Source organism: Maribacter antarcticus DSM 21422, from assembly GCF_000621125.1.
GTDB lineage: Bacteria > Bacteroidota > Bacteroidia > Flavobacteriales > Flavobacteriaceae > Maribacter > Maribacter antarcticus.
In genome coordinates this window covers 236,075-261,838 of sequence record NZ_JHZC01000004.1, presented here as the reverse complement: position 1 = coordinate 261,838, position 25,764 = coordinate 236,075, and the positions used below count along the sequence as shown (strand labels likewise).

20 protein-coding genes and 2 tRNA genes are annotated in these 25,764 nt (G+C 38.6%); 8 read left to right on the top strand and 14 right to left on the bottom strand.

All coding sequences use genetic code 11. The features are described 5' to 3' along the window. Positions 1–368: 368 nt before the first annotated feature. On the top strand, positions 369–1,538 hold the full coding sequence (locus Q360_RS0101170) for a dipeptidase (protein WP_027075458.1): 1,170 nt from the start codon (positions 369–371) through the stop codon (positions 1,536–1,538). 368 nt (positions 1,539–1,906) lie between these two features. On the opposite strand, the gene Q360_RS0101165 is transcribed toward Q360_RS0101170, so the two are convergent. Both Q360_RS0101165 and Q360_RS21925 read right to left on the bottom strand, forming a co-directional pair. Beyond that, positions 1,907–3,502, bottom strand: coding sequence for a metallophosphoesterase (locus tag Q360_RS0101165; protein ID WP_027075457.1), 1,596 nt, complete (start codon positions 3,500–3,502; stop codon positions 1,907–1,909). After that, positions 3,496–4,464, bottom strand: a complete 969-nt coding sequence (locus Q360_RS21925) for a dihydrodipicolinate synthase family protein (protein ID WP_051554505.1) — start codon at positions 4,462–4,464, stop codon at positions 3,496–3,498. Before Q360_RS21925 ends, Q360_RS0101165 begins: the two co-directional genes overlap by 7 nt. A 321-nt stretch (positions 4,465–4,785) precedes the next feature. Between Q360_RS21925 and Q360_RS0101155 the strand changes: the two genes are divergently transcribed. The 5 genes from Q360_RS0101155 (at position 4,786) to Q360_RS0101135 (ending at position 13,901) form a co-directional block, all read left to right on the top strand. Next, the gene (locus tag Q360_RS0101155) at positions 4,786–6,468 is read left to right on the top strand and encodes a ribulokinase (protein WP_036194723.1); all 1,683 of its coding nucleotides are present in this window, start codon (positions 4,786–4,788) and stop codon (positions 6,466–6,468) included. Beyond that, positions 6,465–8,252 (top strand): L-fucose isomerase, encoded by a 1,788-nt coding sequence (locus Q360_RS0101150; protein WP_027075455.1) that lies wholly within the window; start codon positions 6,465–6,467, stop codon positions 8,250–8,252. Before Q360_RS0101155 ends, Q360_RS0101150 begins: the two co-directional genes overlap by 4 nt. A 46-nt stretch (positions 8,253–8,298) precedes the next feature. Further along, complete coding sequence (locus Q360_RS0101145) at positions 8,299–9,876, top strand: FG-GAP repeat domain-containing protein (RefSeq protein WP_027075454.1); 1,578 nt, start codon at positions 8,299–8,301, stop codon at positions 9,874–9,876. Positions 9,877–10,260: 384 nt separating this feature from the next. Further along, positions 10,261–12,492: a ligand-binding sensor domain-containing protein gene (locus tag Q360_RS0101140; protein WP_211251558.1), complete on the top strand. Its 2,232-nt coding sequence runs from the start codon at positions 10,261–10,263 to the stop codon at positions 12,490–12,492. Positions 12,493–12,497: 5 nt separating this feature from the next. Continuing rightward, complete coding sequence (locus tag Q360_RS0101135; protein ID WP_211251557.1) at positions 12,498–13,901, top strand: DUF3748 domain-containing protein; 1,404 nt, start codon at positions 12,498–12,500, stop codon at positions 13,899–13,901. 6 nt (positions 13,902–13,907) lie between these two features. Here the strand turns inward: Q360_RS0101135 and Q360_RS0101130 are convergent, their stop codons facing one another. The 11 genes from Q360_RS0101130 to Q360_RS0101075 form a co-directional block, all read right to left on the bottom strand. Then, positions 13,908–16,238, bottom strand: coding sequence for a hypothetical protein (locus tag Q360_RS0101130; protein ID WP_156949968.1), 2,331 nt, complete (start codon positions 16,236–16,238; stop codon positions 13,908–13,910). 40 nt (positions 16,239–16,278) lie between these two features. After that, on the bottom strand, positions 16,279–16,548 hold the full coding sequence (locus tag Q360_RS0101125) for a formylglycine-generating enzyme family protein (protein WP_027075450.1): 270 nt from the start codon (positions 16,546–16,548) through the stop codon (positions 16,279–16,281). 678 nt (positions 16,549–17,226) lie between these two features. Then, positions 17,227–17,703, bottom strand: a complete 477-nt coding sequence (locus Q360_RS0101110) for a hypothetical protein (RefSeq protein ID WP_156949967.1) — start codon at positions 17,701–17,703, stop codon at positions 17,227–17,229. Positions 17,704–18,026: 323 nt separating this feature from the next. Further along, positions 18,027–18,224 (bottom strand): IS3 family transposase, encoded by a 198-nt coding sequence (locus Q360_RS24310; RefSeq protein ID WP_027075448.1) that lies wholly within the window; start codon positions 18,222–18,224, stop codon positions 18,027–18,029. 41 nt (positions 18,225–18,265) lie between these two features. Next, positions 18,266–18,481, bottom strand: a complete 216-nt coding sequence (locus Q360_RS25570; protein ID WP_156949966.1) for a hypothetical protein — start codon at positions 18,479–18,481, stop codon at positions 18,266–18,268. A 504-nt stretch (positions 18,482–18,985) separates the two neighbouring features. Then, positions 18,986–19,177, bottom strand: a complete 192-nt coding sequence (locus Q360_RS27320; RefSeq protein WP_394331935.1) for a phage integrase SAM-like domain-containing protein — start codon at positions 19,175–19,177, stop codon at positions 18,986–18,988. Positions 19,178–19,200: 23 nt separating this feature from the next. After that, positions 19,201–19,398: a hypothetical protein gene (locus Q360_RS24300; RefSeq protein WP_027075446.1), complete on the bottom strand. Its 198-nt coding sequence runs from the start codon at positions 19,396–19,398 to the stop codon at positions 19,201–19,203. A gap of 40 nt (positions 19,399–19,438) precedes the next feature. Further along, positions 19,439–19,630, bottom strand: coding sequence for a hypothetical protein (locus Q360_RS24295; protein ID WP_027075445.1), 192 nt, complete (start codon positions 19,628–19,630; stop codon positions 19,439–19,441). A 209-nt stretch (positions 19,631–19,839) separates the two neighbouring features. Further along, positions 19,840–19,914, bottom strand: a tRNA-Pro gene (locus Q360_RS0101085). A 44-nt stretch (positions 19,915–19,958) separates the two neighbouring features. After that, positions 19,959–20,046, bottom strand: a tRNA-Ser gene (locus Q360_RS0101080). A gap of 302 nt (positions 20,047–20,348) precedes the next feature. Continuing rightward, entirely contained in the window at positions 20,349–22,334 is a 1,986-nt protein-coding gene (locus Q360_RS0101075; RefSeq protein ID WP_084273327.1) for an HD family phosphohydrolase, read from the bottom strand. Between the two features lie 177 nt (positions 22,335–22,511). Between Q360_RS0101075 and Q360_RS0101070 the strand changes: the two genes are divergently transcribed. Further along, the gene (locus Q360_RS0101070) at positions 22,512–23,687 is read left to right on the top strand and encodes an acetyl-CoA C-acyltransferase (RefSeq protein ID WP_027075443.1); all 1,176 of its coding nucleotides are present in this window, start codon (positions 22,512–22,514) and stop codon (positions 23,685–23,687) included. Positions 23,688–23,704: 17 nt separating this feature from the next. Beyond that, a complete protein-coding gene (locus Q360_RS0101065; protein WP_027075442.1) occupies positions 23,705–24,451 on the top strand; it encodes a C40 family peptidase in 747 nt (248 codons plus the stop codon). 48 nt (positions 24,452–24,499) lie between these two features. On the opposite strand, the gene Q360_RS0101060 is transcribed toward Q360_RS0101065, so the two are convergent. Further along, positions 24,500–25,762 (bottom strand): tetratricopeptide repeat protein, encoded by a 1,263-nt coding sequence (locus Q360_RS0101060; protein ID WP_027075441.1) that lies wholly within the window; start codon positions 25,760–25,762, stop codon positions 24,500–24,502. Between the last annotated feature and the right edge of the window lie 2 nt (positions 25,763–25,764).

Sequence of the window (25,764 nt, the reverse complement as noted above, 5' to 3'; positions counted from 1 at the left end):
GGCAAGACCACGATGCATTAAAAGGAAAATAGCTTTTTCAATTTTCGAAGCAAGCTTACGAGGTATTAAACCTGTATATCCCGTTAAAAAAGCGGGATTAGTTCAACTAGCTGCTTTAAATTCGTTGCAAAGCAACTTTTTAAAACAGCGTTTTACTAATAAATTCGCTTCAATCAAAGTAGCTAACAAATTTGCCTGTGATTTCTGAATACTGTTCCATAATACTATCAGCTAACTAAAGGTTTTGTCGTTTTTCTATATTAGTGATTGCAATACATTTTACTTTAGCATGCTTTGCCGATGCTTTCCTCCTCGAAAAAAATAAAGCCAATTAAAACCTCAATTATATACTTAAAAAACGCCTTTCGATGAAAAAAAAATTACCTTATATTTTAGCTTCGCTACTCTTGATTTACCTAGTAGCCATTTTAATCGTACCCACCCTATTAGAGAAAGAAACGAACCTAGTTCAATATACCAATACCATACGAGTAACTCCAGAGGCTAAAAGACTTTACGATTCACTTGATTTCATTAGCGACCTACATTGCGACGCCTTGCTTTGGGACCGTGATATAACTAAAAGGGTGGACTTTGCCCATTTTGATTTTCCTAGGATGCAGGAAGCAAATATGGCCTTACAGGCATTTACTATCGTTACAAAATCTCCAAAAGGTCAGAACTTTCGTGAAAATAGTGAAGACACTTTTGATATGATTACCCTATTAAATTTTTTACAGGGAAGAGCGCCCGACAAATGGTTTAGCTTATATAAACGGGCCGAATTTCAAGCCAGGGCTTTACATAAGTATTCCGAAAAGTACGATGGGAAATTTATTGTGGTAACATCCCAAAGTGACCTTAAACAACTAATCAACTTAAGGAAGGACGATACCAAGGTTATTGGTGGATTTTTGGGTATTGAGGGGGCACATTGCCTAGAAGGGAAATTGGAAAATGTGCAAAACCTCTATAATGAGGGCGTAAGGATGATGGCTCCAACGCATTTTTTTGATAATGAACTAGGAGGATCGGCCCATGGAATATCAGGGAAAGGATTGACAGATTTCGGTCACCAGGTAATCAAAGAAATGAATCGACTGAACATGATTATCGACCTGGCCCATGTCTCCCCTAAAATGATCGATGAAATACTGAATCTTAGCACAAAACCCACGGTGGTATCGCATACGGGCGTAAAAGGAACCAAGGATAGCCCTCGTAATTTATCGGACGAACAAATCAAACGAATTAGCGCATCTAATGGTCTTATAGGTGTCGGTTTTTTCAAAGGCGCCATTGCAGGAGAGGTCAAAGATATCGTGGATGCGATGAAATATATACGCGACCTCGTTGGGATAGCATATGTTGCCCTAGGTTCGGATTTTGAAGGAGCGGCCACAACGCCTATTGATGTAACCGGATTGCCTTTAATTGTCCAAAAACTTATTGACGAAGGGTTTTCCGAAATTGAGATTAGAGCAATTATGGGTGGCAATCTAAAACGTTTTCTACTGGAGCACCTACCAAAAGATTAAGCGTCCGTTAATCACTTTCTGATCTACCAAGTAAATTAAAAACTAGATTTTATAATTTCAAAACAAGCTCTAATTCATAATGATCCAAAGCTCTCAAACTTACAATTGCTGAACAGAATAGCTACCTAACCTTTGCGATTATTCAGTGTATCTAAGCTGCTTCTTACTACCAGAAGCAAAAACTTACATGCGCAGAGATAATATCTTAGGGCCACCTCAAAATCTACTTTTTCAAAAAGGTGCTTGGTCGCCAATTCATGACAAGCTTCGTTATTGGTTATAACCCCGTTCCGATTAAAAATTATGGTCGCGATTATAATTTAGAAGCCAACAATGTGGAGCGTTTTTTGTTTAAGGCACGTATTGTTTTATCTTTCTTTTGTTCTAAATGTAGCCACTTCAGACCAGTCGCTCCAGTTTAAGTTTTGGTCACGATACCGAACTCTCCAGAAAAAAATAGTTTTGTCATCTAAACGCTCGGTCCTTTCATCTGTCAGGTCATCATTTTTTTGTCGATTCTCTACATAATACCAATTTTCGAATTGTTTCCAACTTTCAAATTCAAGGGACGAAAAATCTTTGAATATGGATACCTGCCAATGGGATGCTGCATGAAAAGCACCGGTGGCACTACTATTAAATTTACCTGCTTTGAGTAGGACTCCCATGGTATCGACAGCTTGGTTTTTTGGGTAGACGGTTTCTGGTATTTGCGGTTTTCGATCTCTTTTCCAAATGGTAATACTATCCGTCATTTCATTATCACGCGCAACATTTACGTTCCCTCGGCTTATGCGTTTGATGGTGAATTTTGGATCAAGGGGGTCGGCATCTACCTCCACCATTACAAAACCATGCTCGTCCTGCGTAACGGTGAATTCATCATAATCCCTGCCTTCGAATTCGCCCCAATTATCTATCGCCCCACCAGCGGATGCCACATTAATCCAAAGGTGCTTATGGTCTTTTGACTGACCTCTAGAATAGCCGTGGGTATGTCCAAAAAAGTGAATACTTGGTTTACCACTTTTAGTACTGAACTTTTCTAAAAGTTGTACGACTTTACCTGAACTCTCTTCTTCACCCGGAATCCAAAGTTCCGATTTATGAGGATGATGTAATTGGGCAAATACAAAATCAATATCCTGCTTTTTGGCCGTAGCATCCAAAACTTGCTCCAACCAGTCATATTGTTCTTTAAGATCTCTATAGCCTTCGTTCGAATTCAAACCGATAACTCTTGTATTCCCATAGTCTTTATACCACCAATGTTCCGCATAGGCGGGAGTTCCGTTTTCCGGAAGGCTAAAATATTTAAAGTAAAATATTGAATTTTTCTCATGATTCCCTAATACTGGATACACAGGAACCTGACTGAACAACTTCTCGGCAGGGTTAAAAAAATCGTTCCTCCATTGCCCATAGTTTGTTCCGTTCTCTACCAAATCGCCAGGGAGTAACACCAATGCCAAATTATCAGGAAGTTTTCCCTTCATCTCTTTTTTAAGATATTGCAGCAGCCCATCGTTAACTACCTCAGACCATTTGTCAGGATTATTGTGATCGATTTGCATATCGCTCATGGCCACTATATTAAAAGACTGGTGATCGCTAGCAAAAGGAGGCGTTTTAAATTGAAAGATATCCGATACTGCCTTACCCGTTCTCACGCGATAGTAATAATCCGTAAACCGTTCTAAACCCTCAATTTTAACCTCGTGGATTCGAGCACTACTAAAGTTTATGTCAAAGGCAACACCCTTGGCCTTTTTTTCTAATTTTGGAGTAGTACCATATTCCACCAAGCTTTCCTCACCAAACGATGTCTCCCATGCTATTTTTATTGAGTTTGGAGTAGCATCCTGCAAATAGGGTTGTATTAAAATAGTGGGCTCCCCACTCTGGGCGCTTAATTGGAAAATAGTGACAATGAGTAAAATAATGGGTAGAAAAGTTCTTAACATGGATTACTTATTTTGATTCCTGTATCGGTTCTTGGTGAACACTGCTGATTCATGGATGATTTTAAATTAGCCTCAATTTCCATTATGGTATCAATATGCCTCTCTGCTATTTCTTGATGTATAAAATCAAAAGGTAAGCTCGGCTTTCGCACATTTGCGGTTGGGTAAATACCTTGGCGGTACAATAGTCGTTTAAAGAAATGAATTGATATATCTAAATGTTGATTTGAGAATGCCAATATAGGGAGTATTTGCGCAAATAACTTTTCAGCCTCTTCAAAATTTCCATTCACATAATAATTATAAATAGATGTATAGCTATAATGCATTCCTGTGGGCATAAAAGCGTGTACGCCGCGACGCAAACCTTCCAGCATTTGAGTTACCGCCCAACCACCACTTATATTCAAACGGCCTTCGGTCAATTCTAAAATTCGTGAATACTTTATGCCTGCGGGAACGGATTCAATTTTAAGACATCGAAAAGCTTCTACATTTGTGAACAAATCGCAAATCAATTCATCCAGTAAACCATATCCAGTGGCATCCCAATCCTGCAACATAATCATTTCAGGTTCGAGTTCGGCCAATTCCATAAAGTGTTTTCTAAACTGTTTTTCGTTCTCAAACGGAATTTGAAACAACACATTCTCACACCCCAAACCAATATAGCCTTTTAAAAGCTTTTTACTTTTTAAAAGATCGGTTTCCCCCGCTCCGGCAATCACCGGTACCCGACCTGCGACCGTCTCAAGCACAGTAGCCACCATGTCCATTCGCTCCACTTCTGACAGTTTATAAACCTCTGCCGCCATGGCAGGGACCAAAAAGCCTGAAACACCAGCATTTATTGCCTCTTTCACATGGTTACGTAGTGCGGCCATGTCTATTTTGTCATTACTTGTAAACGGAGTATTGAGCACCGTAACGATTCCTTGAAGAGCGCATAACTTTTTTTTCAAAATTTTTAAGTTAGGGTTGTTTGTCCATAAACCAACATATTTTTACTTCCGTGCAAGTACTTGTGATGCTGCTTAAAAAGCTAGTTCGCATGTGACGTTTTGTATTCACAATAAGGGGGGAATGAGCCCTTGATTGGCGTATTAAAAAAACAAAAAAACGCGCATCTCAAATATATTATTTTCTTCAAAGAGGCTATGAAAGTATTTTATTGCAAACAGATGTTATTTTAACCTTAGCTATATTTTTTTCGATTTAAATTTGTGTATTCAGTTCATATTCCAACAGCTACTATTTTTAAATTTTTGTAATATTTATTATTGATGACACAAAACAAGATCGTTATAGGACTAGATTTTGGCTCTACGTCCGTTAGGGTCTTAACCATGCATCTGAGAACCGGAAAAGTACTGAATACGGTAGAGCAAACTTACGAAGAGGGAGAAAATGGTGTTTTCCTATCGAAAGATAATAGTTTATTGGCTCGGCAAAAACCGGCAGATTATGTCATTTCAATGAAAAAGGCATTAAAAAATACTATGTTACAAAACAAAGCTTTAGGTATAGAAATGAGCTCTGTTTCCGGAATTGGTGTAGATGCTACAGGATCTACCCCTTTGCCTGTTACCAAGGAGATGATACCATTATCGGACTTGAACGAATTTCGGAACAACGTCAATGCTTATGCTTGGATGTGGAAAGACCACTGTTCGCACGCCGAGGCCGAATTCATTACAAAAACCAGTATTGAAAACCGGCCTCTGTATCTTGATAAAATTGGAGGCGCATATTCGTCCGAATGGTTTTGGGCCAAAATCCTAAAATGCAGAAATACGGACAAGGAGGTCTTTGATGCCGCCTACACTTGGTTAGAGTTTAGTGATTTTATACCAGCAATATTAACTGGATGTACCGATGCCCTAACCGTAAAACGCAATATCTGCGCAGCTGGTCATAAGGGACTCTACAATGAAGAGTGGGGCGGTTTCCCCGATAAAGAATTTATAAAAAAATTGCATCCAGATCTATTAAGAATTTTACAAACCTTACCTGAACAGACCTTTTCTGTAGCAGAAACGTGCGGTACCTTATCTAAAAAATGGGCGGAGGAGTTTGGAATGCCAGAGGGAATTCCTGTTGCCATGGGGATTTTAGATGCCCATGCGGGGGCGATCGGCTCTGGAATAAAGGATGGAAGTCTAGTCAAAATTATCGGAACCTCGACCTGTGACCTCGTTTTGGCTAATCTACATTCAGGTAAATCAGACATTCAAGGAGTGGCTAGTGTCGCGGCAGAATCTGTTTTGCCGGGATATTATGGTGTAGAAGCTGGTCAAAGTGCCGTTGGTGACATACTCGACTGGTTTATCAAGGTCGTGCTAAAAAACAAACAATCGCATCGTGAACTTACCCAAGAAGCTGAAAAATTAAAGGTAGGTTCAAGTGGATTAATCGTGCTGGATTGGAATAATGGCAATCGCTCGATCCTTTCAGACCCTATGTTATCTGGTCTTCTTCTAGGCCAAAGTCTGCAAACCAAGGATTATGAAATCTATAGAGCGCTAATAGAAAGTACGGCCTTCGGTGCAAGAACAATCGTAGAGGACATGGAAAGGCAAGGTGTTGTAATCCATGAGATTGTAAATTGCGGTGGAATCACCCACAAGAATGCCTTTTTTATGCAAATTTATGCAGATGTCATCAACAAACCGATGAAGATTGCCGCTTCTAACGAAACAGTCGCATTAGGTGCAGCGATAATTGGTGCCCATGCAGCTTGTATAGCAGAAGGCAAGCCTATTTCCTTTAAAACGCTACAGGATAGAAGTTGTAAAATATTGGAAAAGGTATACGAACCAATCGCAGAAAATGTTCAAACTTATAATAAACTATACGCTCTCTATAAAAAATTACATGATGCTTTTGGCATTGAAGGAACTAAAATAGAAATGTTTGGGGTCATGAAAAATCTGATTCAAATAAAAAATAAAACAGCTGAAAAATGAGCAACAGATTAATAGGCAGATTGCCAAAAGTAGGTATTAGACCGGTAATCGATGGTCGTGAAAGAGGAGTTAGAGAATCCCTTGAAGCACAATGCATGGAAATGGCAAAAAATGCAGCGAAGCTCATAGAAGAAAATTTAAGATTTCCGAGTGGCGAAAAAGTCGAATGTGTACTAGCCGACACCAATATCGGTGGAGTCGCAGAAGCCGCTCTGTGTGCCGATAAATTTGAACGTGAAGGCGTTTCAGTCTCTTTGACCGTTACACCCGCCTGGTGTTATGGCACAGAGGTCATGGACGCTAATCCAAATACCATAAAGGCCATTTGGGGCTTTAATGGAACCGAGCGGCCTGGTGCCGTTTATCTTGCAGCGGCCTTGGCAGGGTACGCCCAAAAAGGATTGCCCGCGTTCAGCATCTACGGTCGTGAAGTACAAGATACCGGAGATACTGAGATTCACGAAGACGTGAAAGAAAAAATACTCCGCTTTGTAAAAGCAGGTCTGGCGGTTGCCCAAATGAAAGGCAAGTCGTATCTGTCGCTAGGATATTCCTCCATGGGTATTGTAGGCTCTATGGTAGACCAAAATTTCTTTCACGATTATTTAGGTATGCGAACCGAATTTGTGGACCAAACCGAGGTTACAAGAAGAATCGAAGAACAAATCTATGACCGCGAAGAATACCAAAAAGCCTTGAAATGGACCTATGAAAATTGCAAAGAGGGAAAAGATTACAACATAGATGAGCTAAAAGGAGATAAAAAGAGAAAGGAATGGGAGTGGGAAACGGTCGTTAAGATGACCTTGATCATCCGTGACCTTATGGTCGGAAATCCGAAATTAAAGGAAATGGGCTATGGTGAGGAAGCTTTTGGAAGAAATGCTATTGCCGCAGGTTTTCAAGGGCAACGTCAATGGACAGACCATATGCCCAATGGAGATTTCCCCGAAGCCATATTAAACTCCTCTTTTGATTGGAACGGCATACGACAAGCCTTTATGGTGGCCACGGAAAATGACAGTTTAAATGGCGTATCCATGCTTCTTGGACATTTGCTGACCAATACGGCCCAAATTTTCTCAGATGTGAGAACCTATTGGAGCCCAGAATCTGTAAGGAGGGTAACCGGAAAGGAGCTGAAAGGAAAGGCAAAGCACGGTATTATCCATTTGATCAATTCAGGGTCTACCACATTAGATGCCACTGCTCAGCAACAAACTGCAGCCGGACGGCCTATAATGAAACCCTTTTGGGAAATTACCGAAGGAGAAGCCCAAAAGTGTTTGGATGCAACCTTATGGCCACAAGCCGTTAAGGAATACTTTAGAGGCGGAGGCTATTCTTCCCAGTTTAAGACCGATGGAGAAATGCCAGTTACCATGTGCCGTATTAACTTGGTCAAAGGTGTTGGGCCGGTACTACAAATAGCAGAAGGTTGGACCGTAGTTTTGGAGGAGGACGTACATAAAACCTTGGACGAAAGAACCAACCCTACTTGGCCTACTACTTGGTTTGCGCCCATTACCACGGGCAAAGGTGCTTTTAAAGATGTATATACCGTTATGGCAAATTGGGGTGCCAATCATGGTGCCATAAGCTATGGTCATATCGGTGCCGATCTCATTTCTTTGGCTTCCATGCTAAGAATCCCTGTGAATATGCATAATGTAGATGAAAGTGCTGTTTTTAGACCGGCATTATGGTCGTCTTTTGGCTCCGATAAAGAGGGACAAGATTATAGGGCATGCAAAGCTTATGGACCACTTTATGGGATAAAATAAAGGATTATACCTACGTTTGTGGTTGGTATAATCAAAGTTTGGATAAATGAAGAAACTTATTCCAGTGTGTCTATTTATTTGTCTATTTTTTTCATGTACAGGAAAAAATGAACCAAAAAAGCCTGCGGTAGAAGATGTACCGGCCTCAGGCCTTTCCGGAATGGAATTAGCCAAGATTCATTGTGCGCAATGCCATGCTTTTACCCCTCCCTCCGATCTATCCAAAACTATTTGGGAGGCCGACATACTTCCGGCAATGGGCAACAGATTGGGTATATACAACGGCGGAAAACAGCCAGATAGCATTTTTGGATCTCCTGAAAACAGAGCGATAATTAAAAATGCGAATATCTTTCCGGAAGAACCTCTTATAGCTAGAGCAGATTGGATGAAGTTAGTAGATTATTATTTAGAAAATGCCATTGATAGTTTTCCAATACGCCAAAGAAGTCATGAAATAGAAATAGGCCTAAAGCATTTCGACTATAAAGAGGTTTCTGTTACACATCGCCCTCCCTTAACTACAATGGTTAAAATACTCGAACAGAATAAAGGCATCGTTTTTAGTGATAGCAAACAAAACAACAATGTCTTGACTTTTATCGATCCTAATCTCAATTTGAAAAAAAATATAGCCCTCAATAATACACCAATTCATTATTATGAAAATTCAGATACTGTTTATCTGACAACCATTGGTAAAAATATGTTCCCCAATGACCTGTCCAACGGCATGGTACAAAAGATCTTACCTAATGCCCTTGCGCAAAATCAAATAGGCTCTACCCCTATTCTAAATAAGCTACAGCGACCTGTTGCTATGGCTTATGGCGATTTGAACAATGATGGAAAAGATGATATTATTGCATGTGAATATGGTAATCTAACGGGTAAGTTGGTTTGGTATGAAAATCAAGGTTCCAACAAATACGTTGCAAAAGAATTAAGAAATAAGCCTGGTGCCATTACCGCCATTATAAAAGACTATAACAATGATGGCCTTAACGATATTTTTGTGTTAATGGCTCAAGGCCAAGAAGGAGTTTTTTATTATGAAAACAATGGCGATAGCACATTCTCGGAAAAGAGTTTGCTAACATTTTCACCACTTAACGGAAGCCAGTATATAGAATTGGCCGATTTTAATAATGACGGTTATGATGATATCCTATATGTATGTGGTGATAATGCGGACAAAACACCAATTTTAAAGAATTACCATGGTATTTATATCTTTCTAAATGACAGAAATCTCAATTTCACCCAGGCCTATTTTTATCAACAAAATGGCGCGTATAAAGCCATTCCCAGAGATTATGACCTTGATGGTGATTTGGATATTGCCTCCATTTCATTTTTTCCGGATTATGTTCAATATCCAGAAGAAAGCTTTGTTTATCTAGAGAATAAAGGCAACCTAATGTTTGAAGCCAGTTCTTTTCCCCAAGCCACAAAAGGAAGATGGATTGTTATGGATGTTGGCGATGTAGATGGTGACGGGGATGTTGATATTGCTTTAGGGTCTTTTGTTTACTTCTTGGCAAAAGGCGACACTACGGGACTGAGTAAAAAATGGCTAACAGAAAGTCCGTCGGTCATTGTTTTGGAAAATACCATCAAATAAGAAAGGTTCAAAATTCATTTAAAATAGCGTTCAGATATTTTTCATCGCATATAACCACCTATCACAAGTATAATCAAGTGTTGTGTATATAATTTCTGCTTCTATTTTCCCTATTTGCATACTTCGTAAACGAATATAAAACGTTTCACTTTATTTGTTTTAGCCTCCCAACCTATAGAATGCTGTCTTAAAATGATAAAACTTTAACCGCAAAAGCCTTTCAGGGCAAAATACCATGCAAACCATCTAACATATAAGAAGTTTAGATTATTGAAAAATGTTTATTTTGTTTTGCTTAACGATTGCCATACCTGTGCCAAAGCGAGAATTAAAACAAGAATTCAAAACGACCATTATCCTATGAAAAAACGAAACCAATGCTGTATGTCCCTATTATTCTTGGTATGTATTGCTTGTACTAATCCTACCAGCGAAAAAGATGCGGTTATGGCGATGCCTGTTTATAAAGATATACCCTATACACAGAATTATAGCATCAAATATTTTGTGACTCAAGAATCCGTTTCCTTAACAAAAAGCTTCATGGACCGGAACAACGTTATCCAGACCATATCTTCAAATGGACTGTTAAGCGCCCATGACGGACAGTTTCTTTACCCCGGCAAACTGATTCAGGACAGAACCTATAGACCGCTCACCAACAAAAAGATTTCTAATCTAACACTTTATAAAAATCAATTCGTTTATCTGGATGATACCGCCGTATTTAGTAATGCTTGGGCAGGAAGCCTTTTTATTCCACATACTTTACCAAAGGCCAATATTCTCGCCACTGGAACCGATTTCAATTTTTTGATCAGTGATGGAAATTCATTGGAATTTCTTTCAAAAGATAAGGAGCCATGGCAAATTGCCATTTCCGAGGATAGCGTGATTGATATACAGTATGATGAATCACAAAACGTATTTTTCATTTTAGGGCAGCACAGTATTTATAGCTTTAACACTGTAAACAAAACATTCAAAACCTTTTACAACGACCAAGAAATGACCTGCTTTACCGTGTCAGAAAACAAACTCGTCATCGGAAGAAATAATGGTTATTTAGAGATAGACTCCCAAACTGGAAAGCAAATAGGCGTGCTGCATGATAAATTGCCAGTAAATGAACTCACGACAATAAAAGTCCTTGACGGCGAGCTTTGGTTCGGATCGGCCCAAGGAGCATTTAAACTTAAGGAGGATGGTAAATTTGATTATTATTATGGCAAACGTTGGCTGCCAGGAAACCATGTAAAACAAATTTCAAAAGGGGATGACGGCTCTGTTTTGGTACTAACGGATACGGGACTTGGAAAACTAGTTTTTGAGGAGATGACTTTGTTTGACAAAGCTAATTATTACGAACAACAAGTACGGAACAGGCATATTAGATTGGGGTTCAACGCCAGTCTAACCGATCTCGATAATGGAAATATTGATTCTGGGCGATTATCAGATTCTGACAATGACGGTCTTTGGACCACCATGTATTTAGCGGGGGAAGTTTTTCGCTATTCCGTTACTAAATCCGAAGATGCATTGCAAAATTGTAGGGAATCGATGGACGCCATGGAACGGTTGTTCAGTATAAACCCTATTCCCGGATTTCCTTCGCGGTCGTTTGAGCGAAGTGGGTATATTGATGTTTTAAATGATCCAGATAGATGGCAACATTCAGAAGATTCCGAATGGGACTGGAAAGCGACCACAAGTAGCGATGAAGCAATTGGTCATATATTTGCATACGGGGTGATGGCAGAATTAATGGATAATGATTTGAAAGACCGCGCCATAACCCTAATAGATACCTTAATGAGCCATGTGGTCCGCAATGACATGTATATGATAGATTTTGATGGAAAACCGACCACTTGGGGTAAATGGAACCCTGAATATGTAAATGCCAGGCCAAGAATGGTAGGTGATAGGAAAATAAACTCATCTAATATCATCGCCATGCTTCAAACCGCTTATCATTTTACCGGTAAAGAAAAATATAAAGAGAAAGCTTTTGATCTTATGGAAAATCATGGGTATCTTGACAACCTAATGTGGCCCATGAAAGATATTGCACCTGCTCCCGAAGGTTCAGATGACTGGAGTAAGATGTTATCCGAATCTTGGAACCATTCTGACGATGAAATGTATTTTGTTGGATATTGGGGCTTGTACAGATACGCCTTTAACGACAGTTTAAAAGCCAAATATAAAGAGGCTATAATTGATCATTGGGATATTGAACGACCTGAAAAAGAGGGTGCCTGGAATATCATGACTGCACTCACGGGAACACCGGAATTCGACCTCGAAGAAGCCGCATGGTATCTCAGGGAACATCCCATGGACTTGGTCACCTGGGATATTAAAAATAGTCATCGGAAAGATATTCATTTCATTTCCCCAAACTTTAGAGAGCAAACAATATCGGAAGTTTTACCTGCCGATGAAAGGCCCGTGCAACGGCATAATGCAAATATGTTTAGATTGGATAAAATTGGAAATGATGGAGGTCAAGAATATTCGGCAGGTGATATTTGGTTGTTACCGTATTGGATGGGTAGGTATTTGGGCATAATTAGTGAACCAATGGAGCACATAATACACCCTAACTAAACCAGATGTATAGATTGGCCGGCATATTTTTAGAATTCAAGGGGCCTAATTGGTATATATTACCTTTAATTACCAGTATGACAATGCTATTAAGTGCCTGTGAGTGCAAACAATTTAAAGAGGAAAATCAAATTACAGATGATTTCTCCTATAATCACGATTTGGACAATAATGATAATTTTTCGCCGGATGATAAATGGCTTGTTTATGACACGCGAACCCACCGAGATAGCATAAGCGCAAATGGAATAATTGAAAAAGTAAATATCCAAACTGGTGAGACGGTGGTTTTGTATGCGCTTCCAACGAACACTAAATACGGGCCTGGTGTAGGCGCCGTAAGTTATAGTCCTACCGAAAATAAGGTCGCTTTTATTCACGGTCTTTTGAATTGTTCTGCGGATGCTCCATATGAGCAATGGCGAAGAACCGGGGTAATTGTTGAAGACTCCTCTCCTAGCGAACCTATTTTTATGGATGCGCGGGATATTTCTTTTCCCTTTACGCTTGGGGCTCTTAGAGGCGGTACGCATAGGCATGAATGGAGTGGTGATGGTGCATGGATTGGTTTCACCTATAATGATGCCTTGATGAAAAAATTGGAAGACTCCACCGGTATCCATTATAATTTAAGAACAATTGGCGTATCAAAAAAAGGTCAAAAAGTGACCGTCGTAGATGCGAATCAGGGAGAGAATTTCTCAGGCGAGTGGTTTAGTGCATTGGTGGTATCGGTGGTGCCAAATCCAATTCCGAATAGTGATGAAATTAGCCGTGCCACAGGCGATAGTTGGGTCGGAAATACAGGGTATAAAAAGTCTGATGGCAGTCAACAAAGAGCTAGGGCCTTTATTGGAAGCATTAAGAACAATGAAGGAAAAAATATCGACGAAGTTTATATCGTTGATATTCCCGAAGATATTACCATCCCTAATATCAAATATCCTATTAAAGGAACCGAAACTAGGCTGCCTGCGCCACCTAAGGGCACGACCCAACGTAGATTAACACATACCGATACCACTAAATATCCCGGCTGTGAAGGAATAGTACGCTCCTCATATGACGGTAGTTTACTGGCGTTCTTAGCGTATGACGAAAATAAAGTAAAACAAGTCTTTACGGTTTCGCCTAACGGAGGAAAACCCATACAACAGACGTTTCATAGCACCGATGTTCAAAGTGGAGTTAGATGGCATCCAAGCAAATATCACATCTGTTACGTATGGAAGGATGCTGTGGTATACAAAGAAATTGGAAAAAACCAAGAATCCATATTAACCGCCCCTTCACCCGACCCACCAAGTAATTTGGTTTGGTCACATGACGGCCATAAAATAGCTTTCAATCGCACCCTAACCAACGAAAAAGGCGAGACTGCCAAACAAATTTTTGTAATTGAGCTGTAAAGGCAATTATTGTCTTAATACCCAAACATCAGTAACTCGGGATTGTTTTCTCCAGTTTAAATGTTCTTCGTCCGGTTGATCAAATGTAATTTTAAGTTTACCGTCTTTGATCAAATCCTTTGAGAGCGGAAACTCTTTGAATTCCTCAAATCCCTTTTCATATTTGGTCGGTTTCAATCGCTCACCATTGGCACGTAAAAGTGCTTCGCCATAACCTGTAACCCGAATGAGATAATTGGCGTTAGGGTCTAACGTATCATATTCCAAAGTGGGTGTAAACTGAAATAATTGGGTAGATAGCCGTTTTCTACTAAGGCCATTATTTTCCCATAAATAGTCTATAGCATCTTGAGTCTCTGAAGTTACATGTTGTGCATCGGCACTTGAAATATTATCATAAAAACTTCCTTCGCCCGGATATTCATAAGTTCTAATAAACTCAAGTTTTACCAATTTATCCTTCTCCGATTTCGTTTCATTTAGCTTCTTAAACTCATCTTCCAACCACCATCTATTATTCAGAGGATAATCGATAAAATCTAGAATGGCTCCACGCTCAGCCCCACTTGCCTGATATTTTCCTACACTAGTTTGTGCTCCTACAGATTTAAAAAGCGCATCTGCATACTCAAAAACCTTTTGCTTTAATTCCTGGGAGACAAACTCCTTGTCCGCCTTCTGAATTAACTCCAATGCCTGATGCATGGCCATATCGGCTCCTAGTGTTTCTGCTTCTGCTAAAATAGAATAGGCATCCGTTTCGAGCTTTTTTTCATAGGTGAGGCGGTCTTGAGTATAGGCATCATAATAGGCACGCATTACCAGCTGTTGCCATCTCCAATTATCTGCCAGCAGCGGATTTTCCACTTCCAATTTTTTCCATAGTTTCAGTGTTTTTGGGACTTGTTCATTGCTCAATAAAGGACCAACCCAGTTTTCCTCCAAGGCTAGGATAGCTTCCGCAGATTCCTCGGCCACTTTGGAACCAAAAAAGAATCTGCCATATTCAAACATAACCTCCTCAACGTTCCTTTTAGAATTCCACCCTAATTGATTCCAGACCACTTTGTTTACATCGTCATGTGAACCATCGGAATATGAAATAAATCCATCCGTATACATTGCATGTTTATTAAAAATTTTCGCGTATTGCATTGGTAATGGATTGCAAGGTTCCCTACCTAAGGTCAAAGCAAAAGCTTGATCCCATTTTTCAACCGGATAGTCGCAACGTACCGTGTGGGTAATATCAGGATAAAAACGATGCATGTATTTTTTAGGCAAAAGTTCCCTTTCAAGCTTTATAGGAGGACTACTAGGCCCATAGACCATACCCTTTAGCCAATCTGGACTATTATTTTCTAGGTACTTAAAAAAATAGGCTATCTTTTCTTCGTTAAAGCCTTGAAGGGATACCCAAATACCGGCATTGGGATGGTATTTTTTTAAAAGCACAGATAAATCCTCTAAATAGGGGATTAGTACCGATGGATGGTTTTCCCCTGGGTCTCCTCCAGGAACGAAAACCCCGTCCAATCTAGGACAGCGTTGATAAAAGGCTTCCTGAGTGGCGAGACCTTTCAGATGTGCATTTTTCAGGGTAAGATTACGTGGAGCGGGAGTCCACACCCAGTAATCCGCGTCATATTTATCGCAAATTTTACTTAATTCAACTTCCATTTTCTGAGGATGCACTTTAAAGTGCACACTTGAAGTAGCATCTTGAAACGGAATGTTCTCAAAACTGTTGGCACCAAAAAGTACTTGTTCCCTAAAATGCTGATCAAACTGGTCAACGGTCCACGAATCCCATGAATTTGCCGTATTTCGGTATCCAAATTGATGGCCTCTTATGGCGTATTCCGGAGATTCTGAAATGTCAACAGTGTTGGGTAGCTCAATCGTACCATTACCCATGGTAGCGGTACGCAGCAATTTACCAATTCCATATAAAAGCCCCCTTTTATCGGCACCTATAATCCAAAGAATATCCATCCCATCTTTAGTTTCATGAACCAATCGATACCCTTCCTTTTGATATTCAGGATTAGTTTCTGCGCGTTTAGGAACTGCTGAACCAAACAATTCACTATCCTTAGACAGCACCAGCGCCAAAACTGTTCTATTTTCCCAAGAACTTTCTTTCTCCAAAGTAATACCCGTTCTTTTTACTATTTCTTCTTTTAATATGATGTTGGCAATTTCCTGAGTATCCTCTTTGAGGGATGGTGAGTACAAAATAGTGGCAGGTGCTAAGTCAACACTTAGATTCTTTTTTTCAGAATCCGAACATGATGTGATAACCAAACAAAAAAATATAATTCCTATTTCTTTCATCCGTATGTTGAATTTAGACATCGCTTGCATTATATGAAATTTAATTTGTAAAAACATTTTTAACACATCGGAACCCTACCGGATTGGCCCTTAAATCTACCGGTGAAAGATAGTAGCGTTGCGAAGTGCAAATAAAGGAATGGTTATTAAAATTAGAACCGCCACGCATTGCTTTATATTTTTCACCATACGCTTTCATTGGTGTTGTATTGACCATATCGGGTTGATACCAATCGGCCGTCCATCCCCAAACACCACCCGCCATGTCAAACCATCCATAGGTACTTTCGGGTTTAGCGATAGATGCCATTCATCATACAAAAAAACCTTTTCGTGCCAATTAGGTTTATCCGTTTTGGTTAAAACTTATGCCATTAGACCTTCAACTCCCGTAACTTTTTCCAGTTTGAGTATTGCATCAAAAATTTGATTTGTAATATACCTACCCTTTCAATCTTTGGTAATAACATACTTATAGGGATAGGCCGCAAGCATCTCTGAAGTTGAATCCAAACAATCGGCCTGTGAACTCATGATTGGCCGAACCAAGCCTACCGGTGGAAAATTACATGTTGCATTATAACCCCTTCGTTCCAATGGTTTCTTAACATTAATTTATCGAACATATCGACCTTCTTATACAACGGAACCGCTTTCTTTGGCAATTGGCTAACCTTCTTCCCTAGCGCATTAACCAAAACTTCAATTAGGTACAAAAAAAAGTATCGTAACATGAAATTATTCCTAATTTATTACAGTATCATATTATGTAAAGCTAAGTGATGCAATTTGGTATTTGTATCAATTATGCTAAGAATCTATAAAGGCAATCTACAATGCACAAACAGCTAAATTTTAAAATGAAATCACCCAAGTTTCCCTGGGTAATTCCATGACTAACTCACTCAACTACTACTAAAACAATGGTATTGAATATTTCCAATTATCCATATTGTAATTACTAGGGCTTGAAGAAGCCTTGCAATACTCATGGTTTAGACCAAGAGGTATCGTTATCTATATATCTGCGAACATGGTTTGTGTTCGAGGTAGCTTCCAAACTATTTAAGACAGAATAGTAATTATCCCTATTCCATATACTATCAACTGTTAGATAAACAAAACGTGCGGGTATTACCTCAGGTCTTGAAAACAGCCCTACTTGTAAATCAGGCAGCCCTATGTGTCTCCGATTTAAATAAGCTTCTAAAACCGAACTAAAATTGGTAATCCCCTTTTGTTCCACCATTTGCCCTAGTGTACTGTCATAGGCATGGCCTTCTCCACACAAAAGTTGGATTTGGCGGTTTCCATCAACATCCTTGATTACTTCATTTCTTGTTCCTTCTGCAACAACCAAAGTCTTATGTACTAACTTGGTAGTATCGCTTCTAACCACACGGCTTACTTCTTGCTGGGCGAAAACCTTGGTTTCCAACATACTAGGCAAGATGACCAAAAGCACATGTAAATCGATTTTTTTTATTTGAGTAACCCATTAAAGGGTTGGTAAGCTTGGCTGAATACTTACAAATCTATTTGAATTTTACTAGTCAAACCCATGATATTTTATTAAATGTATATGCTTTTTTACCCTTTGTTATACAAAGTTCAATTCCAGAAATCATAAAAGTGACTATTACACTGTGTTCTAGTAATAAACTTTAGACACGATGACATATTTTTTTAAGTCAATAGTATAATTTTTAGGGCGTATCAATAGCCTTTTTATACTTTAAATAAAATAAGTTTAGACTTGCAACAAAAAAATGGACAATTAGATAAGAGTCATGCTACTATTTGTTGATTATATATATCGTTTTCAAATTCTTCTATGGTTTTATACCCCAATGAAGGGTGCATTCTTCTTCTGTTGTGCCAATTTTCTATCCATTTTAAGACAGATAGCTCTGCTTCCAATCTAAGTTCATAGTTATGTTTGTATAACCATTCTACCTTTAAACTGTTAAAAAATGATTCTGCCACCGCATTGTCCCAAGGATTATCTTTTCTACTCCTACTTTGTTTTATAAGGGCATTGTGATTTTCAGGATATGGGTAAATCCATAACTGGCATATTGAGATACCCTATCGGAATGAGGTATGAGTTCTTTTGTTCTATTACTTGACTTAACGGCCATATTCCGAGCAGAGATTATAGTGTCACTTGCATTTAAGGTTTCGCCCATCGACCCTCCTGCGACGTTTCTATGCAACAGATAGATAATCGCAGTCAGATACATCCCTATTTAGTCATTATATAGGTGATATTGGACTCCCAGACATGGTGCTTATAAGTACACCATGAAAGTGCTACTTATGTCGCAAAAATATGACAGGCAGAATGGAAAGTAATGTTCTTATGAATTCTAAAGGAATGGATAATTACCTTCAAATAACTGTTCACCTTTTGGTTACTGAAAACTGGAAGTAATTTACCATTACCTTCCATAAGCATAAGCTCTTTATACTTTTCAATAATAACTTTTGATTTCAGTAGTAAAGGAGTTTTCACCATTTTATCTTTTTTTGCTCTTTTGGTATGTAACCAATGGCTTTGATTTATAACAAGCACGAATTATTTAGTAAGTAACCCCTTAACATACATATAAATTAGCCCTGTAAAGTATGAGAATGGAAAAATGTTTTTTACTTTTTCACAACCTTCAGCTTTGAACGTCGTTTCCTCAACTAGTTCCAATTCACGTTCGTTTAAATAACTTCTATCATGCTTTAAATAGTTGAGTTTAAAAATACTTGAACGGGTCTTTTTCCAACCGTTCTAGTTTTAAGGCTAGCTTGGTTATTTTTATTAGGCGTTCAAAATATTTTATAGGCCCGTTATTGGAACAGGCCTTTCTAATTTTCTCTGGTCGATATCTTAAAATATACTGTTCGAAATCTACTATAAATCGATAGTTCAATTGTTTTAAGTAGATGTCGGGGGTCTTAAAGTTGTCATTTAAAAACTTGTGCAGATACCGCTCAGTAGAATACTAGTTTTCATAGTACCATATTCCAATAAGAAATCCATATTTGTATTGTGATTGGAAATCAGTTCCTTCAAACTCTTATACTGTTCGTCTTGTCCTAAATAACGGGCTTTTATGGCCTGTGCCGTTATCATCTTTCCTTCGGAAAGCAATTTTATGCGCTTCAATTATTTGCTTGTAGACCTCGTCTAAATAACTATTGAGTAGTTATGCCCTTCTGGTAGTGCCCGTGATTCTTTCACTGGAAGCATCCCAAACATTCACCGAGGTATTACATTTTAAACTGATTTTCGCACGTTTACCATCAACCGAAATTCGTGCATAAATAAGGGCGAAATCATCTTTTTTCTTGGCCATACTCAACCAAAAATAAATGCTAAAAATCTTTGAAGTCTGCATAAACTCTCGGTTTAAATTAATAATAGATTTGTTTACGAGAGTCAAATCATTACGAAAGTCTAATCTGGGGAGTTACCAATGTAGTAAAAATCTTGGTAATAATTTAGGTAACCTTTGATTTGATAATAAAGCTAATCTTATGATATCAATAAAAATCACTGATTTTCATAAGATTAGCTGTGTTTCGGTGTCAAATGACACCCTTTTTGTCGGGGTGGCAGGATTCGAACCTGCGACCTCCGCGTCCCAAACGCGGCGCGATAACCGGGCTACGCTACACCCCGAAAACGGTTATCTTAAAAAATCTGTCTTCTCACACAGACCTTTGCGGAGAGACAGGGATTCGAACCCTGGGTACCCTTTTGGGGTACGACGATTTAGCAAACCGTTCCTTTCGGCCACTCAGGCACCTCTCCTAGTTAATTGTATGAACTTCGCTTGTTAGCGGTTGCAAATGTACATTTTTACTATACAATAAAACAACTATTTTGATGGATTTTTAATAAATTTTTGATTCTCTTTTTCAAACCTATTAACATATAACTTAAATAGACTTGAAAATCAGCATGCTATGTAATTCCTTAAATCAAAGGACCAATATTTCACCTTAGATTTTATTTTAAAATTCGTCCAATGGTATAAATAATTATAGATAATTGGTTGTATTGTAGCTAAAAGCCTAAACAAATCCAACATATAATACTTCAAATTAATAATCCTATTCCGGATATTCCACCCTTAAATGATAAATATTTGTAAGCTTGAGCTTAAAGATTTTTTTTATGGTCTCTATCTCCCTAAACGTGATATCTGCGTTTACAAATTGATCAGATTTCATTTGACCCACAATAATTTTTTCCACAAACTCATCGATAATTAAAAATGTAGGATTCTTTAAACTCTTTGAAGCTGCCTCTACCGAATCGGCCATCATAAGTATAGCTGTTTCTTTAGAAAATGGTAACGGGCCAGCATATCTAAAATCACTTTCATTTGCATCATTATCTAGCTCCAATTGTCTCTTATAAAAGTAATAAACCAAGGAGGTACCATGGTGCGAGCGAATAAAATCTACAACCCTATCAGGAATGTTATTTTTTCTAGCTAATTCGATACCTTTAATTACATGATCAAGTATTATACGCGCACTTTCTTTCGGTGATATTTCATCATGGGGGTTTACATTGGTAATTTGATTTTCGGTAAAATAGGTAGGGTTTTCCATTTTTCCAATATCGTGATAGAGCGCACCTACCCTAACGAGCATAGCATTGGCACCAATTCCGTTAGCAGCGGCTTCTGCCAAATTAGCAACCTGTAAGGAGTGATTAAACGTTCCTGGAGCCTTATTGGATAGTTCTTTCAATAATTTTGAATTCGTATCGGACAGCTCCAATAAAGAAACATCGGAAACCAAACCGAAAATCTTTTCATAAATATAGATTAACGGCTGAACAAAAAGTGTAATCATCCCGTTCAACAAAAATAAACTAAGGGTGAACCACTCGATATTGTTCAAATTACCCTCATGAATGGTATGGAAGGCTAAATATGCTACAATGTAAATCAACGTAATCTGCCCAACCGATACAAACAGATTCGCTCTCTTATAAAGCTCGGAAACTGTAAGAATAGTTACGATACCTGTTATAATTTGTAAAAATATATATTCGAAACTATTGGGAACCACAAAACCCAGAATTAATACAGTTAATACATGTACAAAGAGTCCCAAACGTGCATCAAAAAAGGTTTTTAAAATTAACGGGAGAATGCATAAAGGAACTACAAATACCAAAGCTTCATTATAGTTAATAACCAAGGTCGTTACAAATACCAACAGTAAGATATTGAAAAAAATAAAGGTTACTTTTGTGTTATTATCATACACCTCTTTTCGGTACTTTTTAAGGAATAGAAATAACATTAAAAGTACTAGTGCAACCAACACTGTATAGCCAACAAGTATGTAATAAGAATTGGAGTCGGTCCAGAGGTCGGACTCATATTCAGATTTTAATGACTCTAGTATCTTTAAATTATCTACCTCAACCACTTCACCTTTGGCAATAATTAACTTTCCTTCGTCTACGGTTCCCCTGGTATACGATATTTTTGAAAGTGCATCCTCTAAGGTTTTTCTAGTCAGTTCTTTATCCAAGGTAACATTCGGTGTCACCAAGTCAAAAAACAATGCCTTAAATTCATCATTAAACATCGATAATCTCCGTTTGGAAAGTATCTTTTCTATTACTTCCTCCACTTCGTTAATCCGATAAAAATCAGAACCAGACACTTTTCTTGCCTCGTTGTTAACTACTAGAAAAATAGAATTCCCCTTAGGCCTAGTTTCCAAAGGATCAAGAATACCGTTTTTATAAACAAAATCTAGAATAGCTGTTGCAGACCTTTTTAATCTATTCTTCTGATTTTGTTTTAAGCTACTTTCCTGCCATTGTGAACTAAACTTTGAATCGAACGAATTGTAAACATTCTGGACTGTTTGTTCATTATACCTAAAGTAGGTAGTTTGATTATCTTTAATTTTTTGCTTTTCCTTAGCTAGGTCATCTTCTGTTTTTTGGATGGAAAAATCAAACGGTGCATATAAATTTTCGAATTGCCAGGGCTTTCCTTTTTGGAACTCGTATTTGAATTTACCACCTTTCGGAAAGAAGAAAACAATAAAGCCCACAGATACCATATAAAGGAAGAACTTATATATGTGTGACTGTTTTTTATATAGATTGTCCAAAAGGTCTAGGTTTCATTTATATAGTTCAAAAATAGAAAATTATAACGTCATTATAAGGAATCAAAGGTATTACCATAAGGTTGCCTAAGAATTTACTAATTTCGCAACACATAAACGTGTTCAAAAATGAAAGAGGTTGTTATTGTTTCTGCGGTACGTACACCTATAGGTAGTTTCATGGGATCTTTATCCACTGTGCCTGCCCCAAAATTAGGTGCTGCTGCCATTAGCGGGTCTTTAGAAAAAATTGGGTTGGATCCAAAACTGGTCGATGAAGTATTTATGGGTAACGTGGTACAGGCCGGAACCGGACAGGCTCCAGCTAGGCAAGCAGCGCTCTTTGCGGGCATACCAGATACCGTTCCATGTACAACCATCAATAAAGTATGTGCCTCTGGAATGAAGGCTGTAATCCAAGCCGCACAAGCTATTGCTCTTGGAGACGCTTCTGTAGTAGTCGCAGGTGGTATGGAAAACATGAGCCTGATTCCTCACTATGTTCATATGCGTATTGGCAATAAGTTCGGACCTACTGCCATGGTAGACGGTATGCAAAAAGACGGCTTAGTAGATGTTTATGACGAACAAGCCATGGGTGTTAGTGCGGATGCCTGTGCAGAAAAATATGAATTCTCAAGGGAAGCTCAGGACCAGTATGCCATTCAATCTTATCAGAGAGCTGCGCAAGCATGGGAAAATGGAAGTTTTAAAAATGAAATTGTTCCTGTTTCTGTTCGACAAAGACGAGGAGAACCCATTTTAGTATCAGAGGACGAAGAGTATAAAAATGTAGTACTAGAAAAAATTCCAAAATTAAGAGCTGCATTTACCAAAGAAGGTACTGTTACAGCTGCGAATGCCTCTACCATAAATGATGGTGCAGCGGCACTTGTACTTATGAGCCTAGACAGGGCCAAGGAACTCAATATTACACCTTTGGCCAAAATAACTGGTTATGCAGATGCTGCCCAAGAACCTAAATGGTTTACCACGGCTCCCGCAAAGGCGCTTCCCAAGGCCCTAAGCAAAGCAGGAAAAACATTAGAAGAAATAGACTTCTTCGAATTTAACGAAGCCTTTTCGGTCGTTGGGCTAGCGAATATGAAACTTCTGGGGTTGAGTGATAAAAACGTGAATGTAAACGGTGGAGCGGTTTCTTTGGGACATCCTTTGGGATGCTCGGGAGCCAGAATCATAGTTACCCTGTTGAACGTGCTAGAGCAGAAAAACGCAAAATTAGGGGCGGCGGCAATTTGTAACGGTGGTGGTGGAGCTTCTGCCATAGTTATAGAACGAATATAATTACCGGAAAACAAGCCATGCAGTACGGTATTTGTCCCATAAGCATAGTCCCAGTTAGAGCCGTTACGGAAGAGGCAGGTGAAATGGTTACCCAATTACTTTATGGGGAGCATTTCAAGGTTTTGGAATCTAGAAAACACTGGTCAAAAATCAGAATAGCTTTTGATAATCACGAAGGATGGGTTCTTAATAGACAATTAGATTTTATTACAAAAGAAGAATATGACACCATTGAAGACACTCCCAAGCAATATGCAGCAGACTTGATTTCTTACATAGAACAAGAAAACTCGATGCTTATGCCCGTGCTCTTAGGTTCTGCTATTAATCAAAAAAAAGATATACTAAAATTTGAGGGGAATTTGATAGCTTCCCAACAGCATAAGGAGCATTTGATTAAAACGGCACTGCTCTATTTAAACGCTCCTGAACTTTGGGGAGGAAAAACTCCGTTTGGAATTGATGCTCCTGGTTTGGCCCAAATTGTGTATAAGATAAACGGACATCATTTATTAAGAAGTGCAGAAAAACAAGCAACACAAGGTACTCCTTTAAGCTTTGTGGAAGAAAGTGAAGCCGGAGACTTGGCCTTTTTTGATAATTCTAATGGCATCATAAACCACGTTGGCATCATCATGGAAAACAACTACATAATTCATGTTAACGGTGTTGTAAGAATAGACAGGCTAGACCATACTGGTATTTTCAACAATGACCTAAGAAACTATACCCATACCCTAAGGGTCATTAAGAAGGTGATATAAAAAAAGGCTTCCAATGGAAGCCTTTTTTATTCAATCTATAGTACACTATCATTCCCCTAACAACTTCTTTACTCTCATAAAGTTATCATTATCTCCCATAGCACCGTATATATTTTTTAACTGTGTTAATATTCCTTGGTTATCTGGATTCGTTTTTAAGGCATCCTCCAACGTCTGAGCTCCTGTTTGGAATAGCCCATCTTTCTTTGCTTTGAGTTCCTCGTACTTAGCGATATCCGCACGAGAATTACCTAAAGAATTCATTTCGTCAATAAAACTATTACCCTCGTTCACATACGTAGTTGAAAGGTTTAAGAACGCATTCGTATATCCTGGATTTTTTTCAAGAGCTTTTTTATAATTCTCTCGAGCTTCTTCTATATTTCCTTCTTCACTACTGATTACGCCAACATTGTAATAAAGATCGGCATTGTCCGGCGCAATAGCTATCGCCTCTGCCATGAGTGATTTAAACTTGGCCTTATCACCCTGTTTAAAGTAAAGGTTCGCTTCGTTTAAAATAAGATTGACATCTTCTGGATCGCTTTCCCTTGCTGCTTGGTAAGCACGTAATGCCTTATCGTCCTGTCCTAATTGCGAGTAAATTAAAGCTATATTTTTAACAATTTCTCCTTTTTTAGAAGGTTCTTTCTCATCTAAAGGGTCAGAGTAAGTTCCGGACTTTACCATCAAATCTCTTTGGCTCTTTTGCATTGGTTCCATTTCGCCAGTATCAATGTTCTTGGCCTTATACACTACAGCACTGCCATCATACCCAACTTCCTGTAACTCGATGTAATACTTTAACGCATCATCATACAAACCTCCATTTACCGCACTGCTGGCTGCATAGTAAAGATAAATAGTATCCATTGGGCTAATTTTATAGCTCATATACAACTTATCGGCTCCTTCTTTAAATTTCTTATTATTATTATCGGACACAGCTCCGTTCACCAAATCGGCAGTAATGCCTACTATGTATTGGTTAGTTTCACTTGTGTACTTCTGTTTACCAGTCGCCGTTTCCAATTCCAAAATTTTTTTGAATGAGGCCACAGCTTGCTCGTAAGCACTTTCATCACCTTTCTTGGCCAAATCGTTGTAAATTTTACCTTTAGTAAAGTAATATTGGGCTTGTAACTTTTCATCAGCTTCAGAAATTGTTCCTTCCGCAGCCTCTAGTGCAATTTTAGCTGATGCAATATCACCTCCTTTTATAGCCTTTTCAGCTGCCTTTATCTCATTTTTTTGGGCCATTCCCATAATTGTAAAGGAGAAGGCCGCTACGATTAAAATCTTACGTTTCATTT

Coding starts and splice junctions, on each gene's coding strand:
- Q360_RS0101170 (WP_027075458.1), top strand. CDS start 369: ATGAAAAAAAAATTACCTTATATTTTAGCTTCGCTACTCTTGATTTAC.
- Q360_RS0101165 (WP_027075457.1), bottom strand. CDS start 3,502: ATGTTAAGAACTTTTCTACCCATTATTTTACTCATTGTCACTATTTTC.
- Q360_RS0101155 (WP_036194723.1), top strand. CDS start 4,786: ATGACACAAAACAAGATCGTTATAGGACTAGATTTTGGCTCTACGTCC.
- Q360_RS0101150 (WP_027075455.1), top strand. CDS start 6,465: ATGAGCAACAGATTAATAGGCAGATTGCCAAAAGTAGGTATTAGACCG.
- Q360_RS0101145 (WP_027075454.1), top strand. CDS start 8,299: ATGAAGAAACTTATTCCAGTGTGTCTATTTATTTGTCTATTTTTTTCA.
- Q360_RS0101140 (WP_211251558.1), top strand. CDS start 10,261: ATGTCCCTATTATTCTTGGTATGTATTGCTTGTACTAATCCTACCAGC.
- Q360_RS0101135 (WP_211251557.1), top strand. CDS start 12,498: ATGTATAGATTGGCCGGCATATTTTTAGAATTCAAGGGGCCTAATTGG.
- Q360_RS0101130 (WP_156949968.1), bottom strand. CDS start 16,238: ATGAAAGAAATAGGAATTATATTTTTTTGTTTGGTTATCACATCATGT.
- Q360_RS0101125 (WP_027075450.1), bottom strand. CDS start 16,548: ATGGCATCTATCGCTAAACCCGAAAGTACCTATGGATGGTTTGACATG.
- Q360_RS25570 (WP_156949966.1), bottom strand. CDS start 18,481: ATGTATCTGACTGCGATTATCTATCTGTTGCATAGAAACGTCGCAGGA.
- Q360_RS24295 (WP_027075445.1), bottom strand. CDS start 19,630: ATGCAGACTTCAAAGATTTTTAGCATTTATTTTTGGTTGAGTATGGCC.
- Q360_RS0101075 (WP_084273327.1), bottom strand. CDS start 22,334: ATGGTATCTGTGGGCTTTATTGTTTTCTTCTTTCCGAAAGGTGGTAAA.
- Q360_RS0101070 (WP_027075443.1), top strand. CDS start 22,512: ATGAAAGAGGTTGTTATTGTTTCTGCGGTACGTACACCTATAGGTAGT.
- Q360_RS0101065 (WP_027075442.1), top strand. CDS start 23,705: ATGCAGTACGGTATTTGTCCCATAAGCATAGTCCCAGTTAGAGCCGTT.
- Q360_RS0101060 (WP_027075441.1), bottom strand. CDS start 25,762: ATGAAACGTAAGATTTTAATCGTAGCGGCCTTCTCCTTTACAATTATG.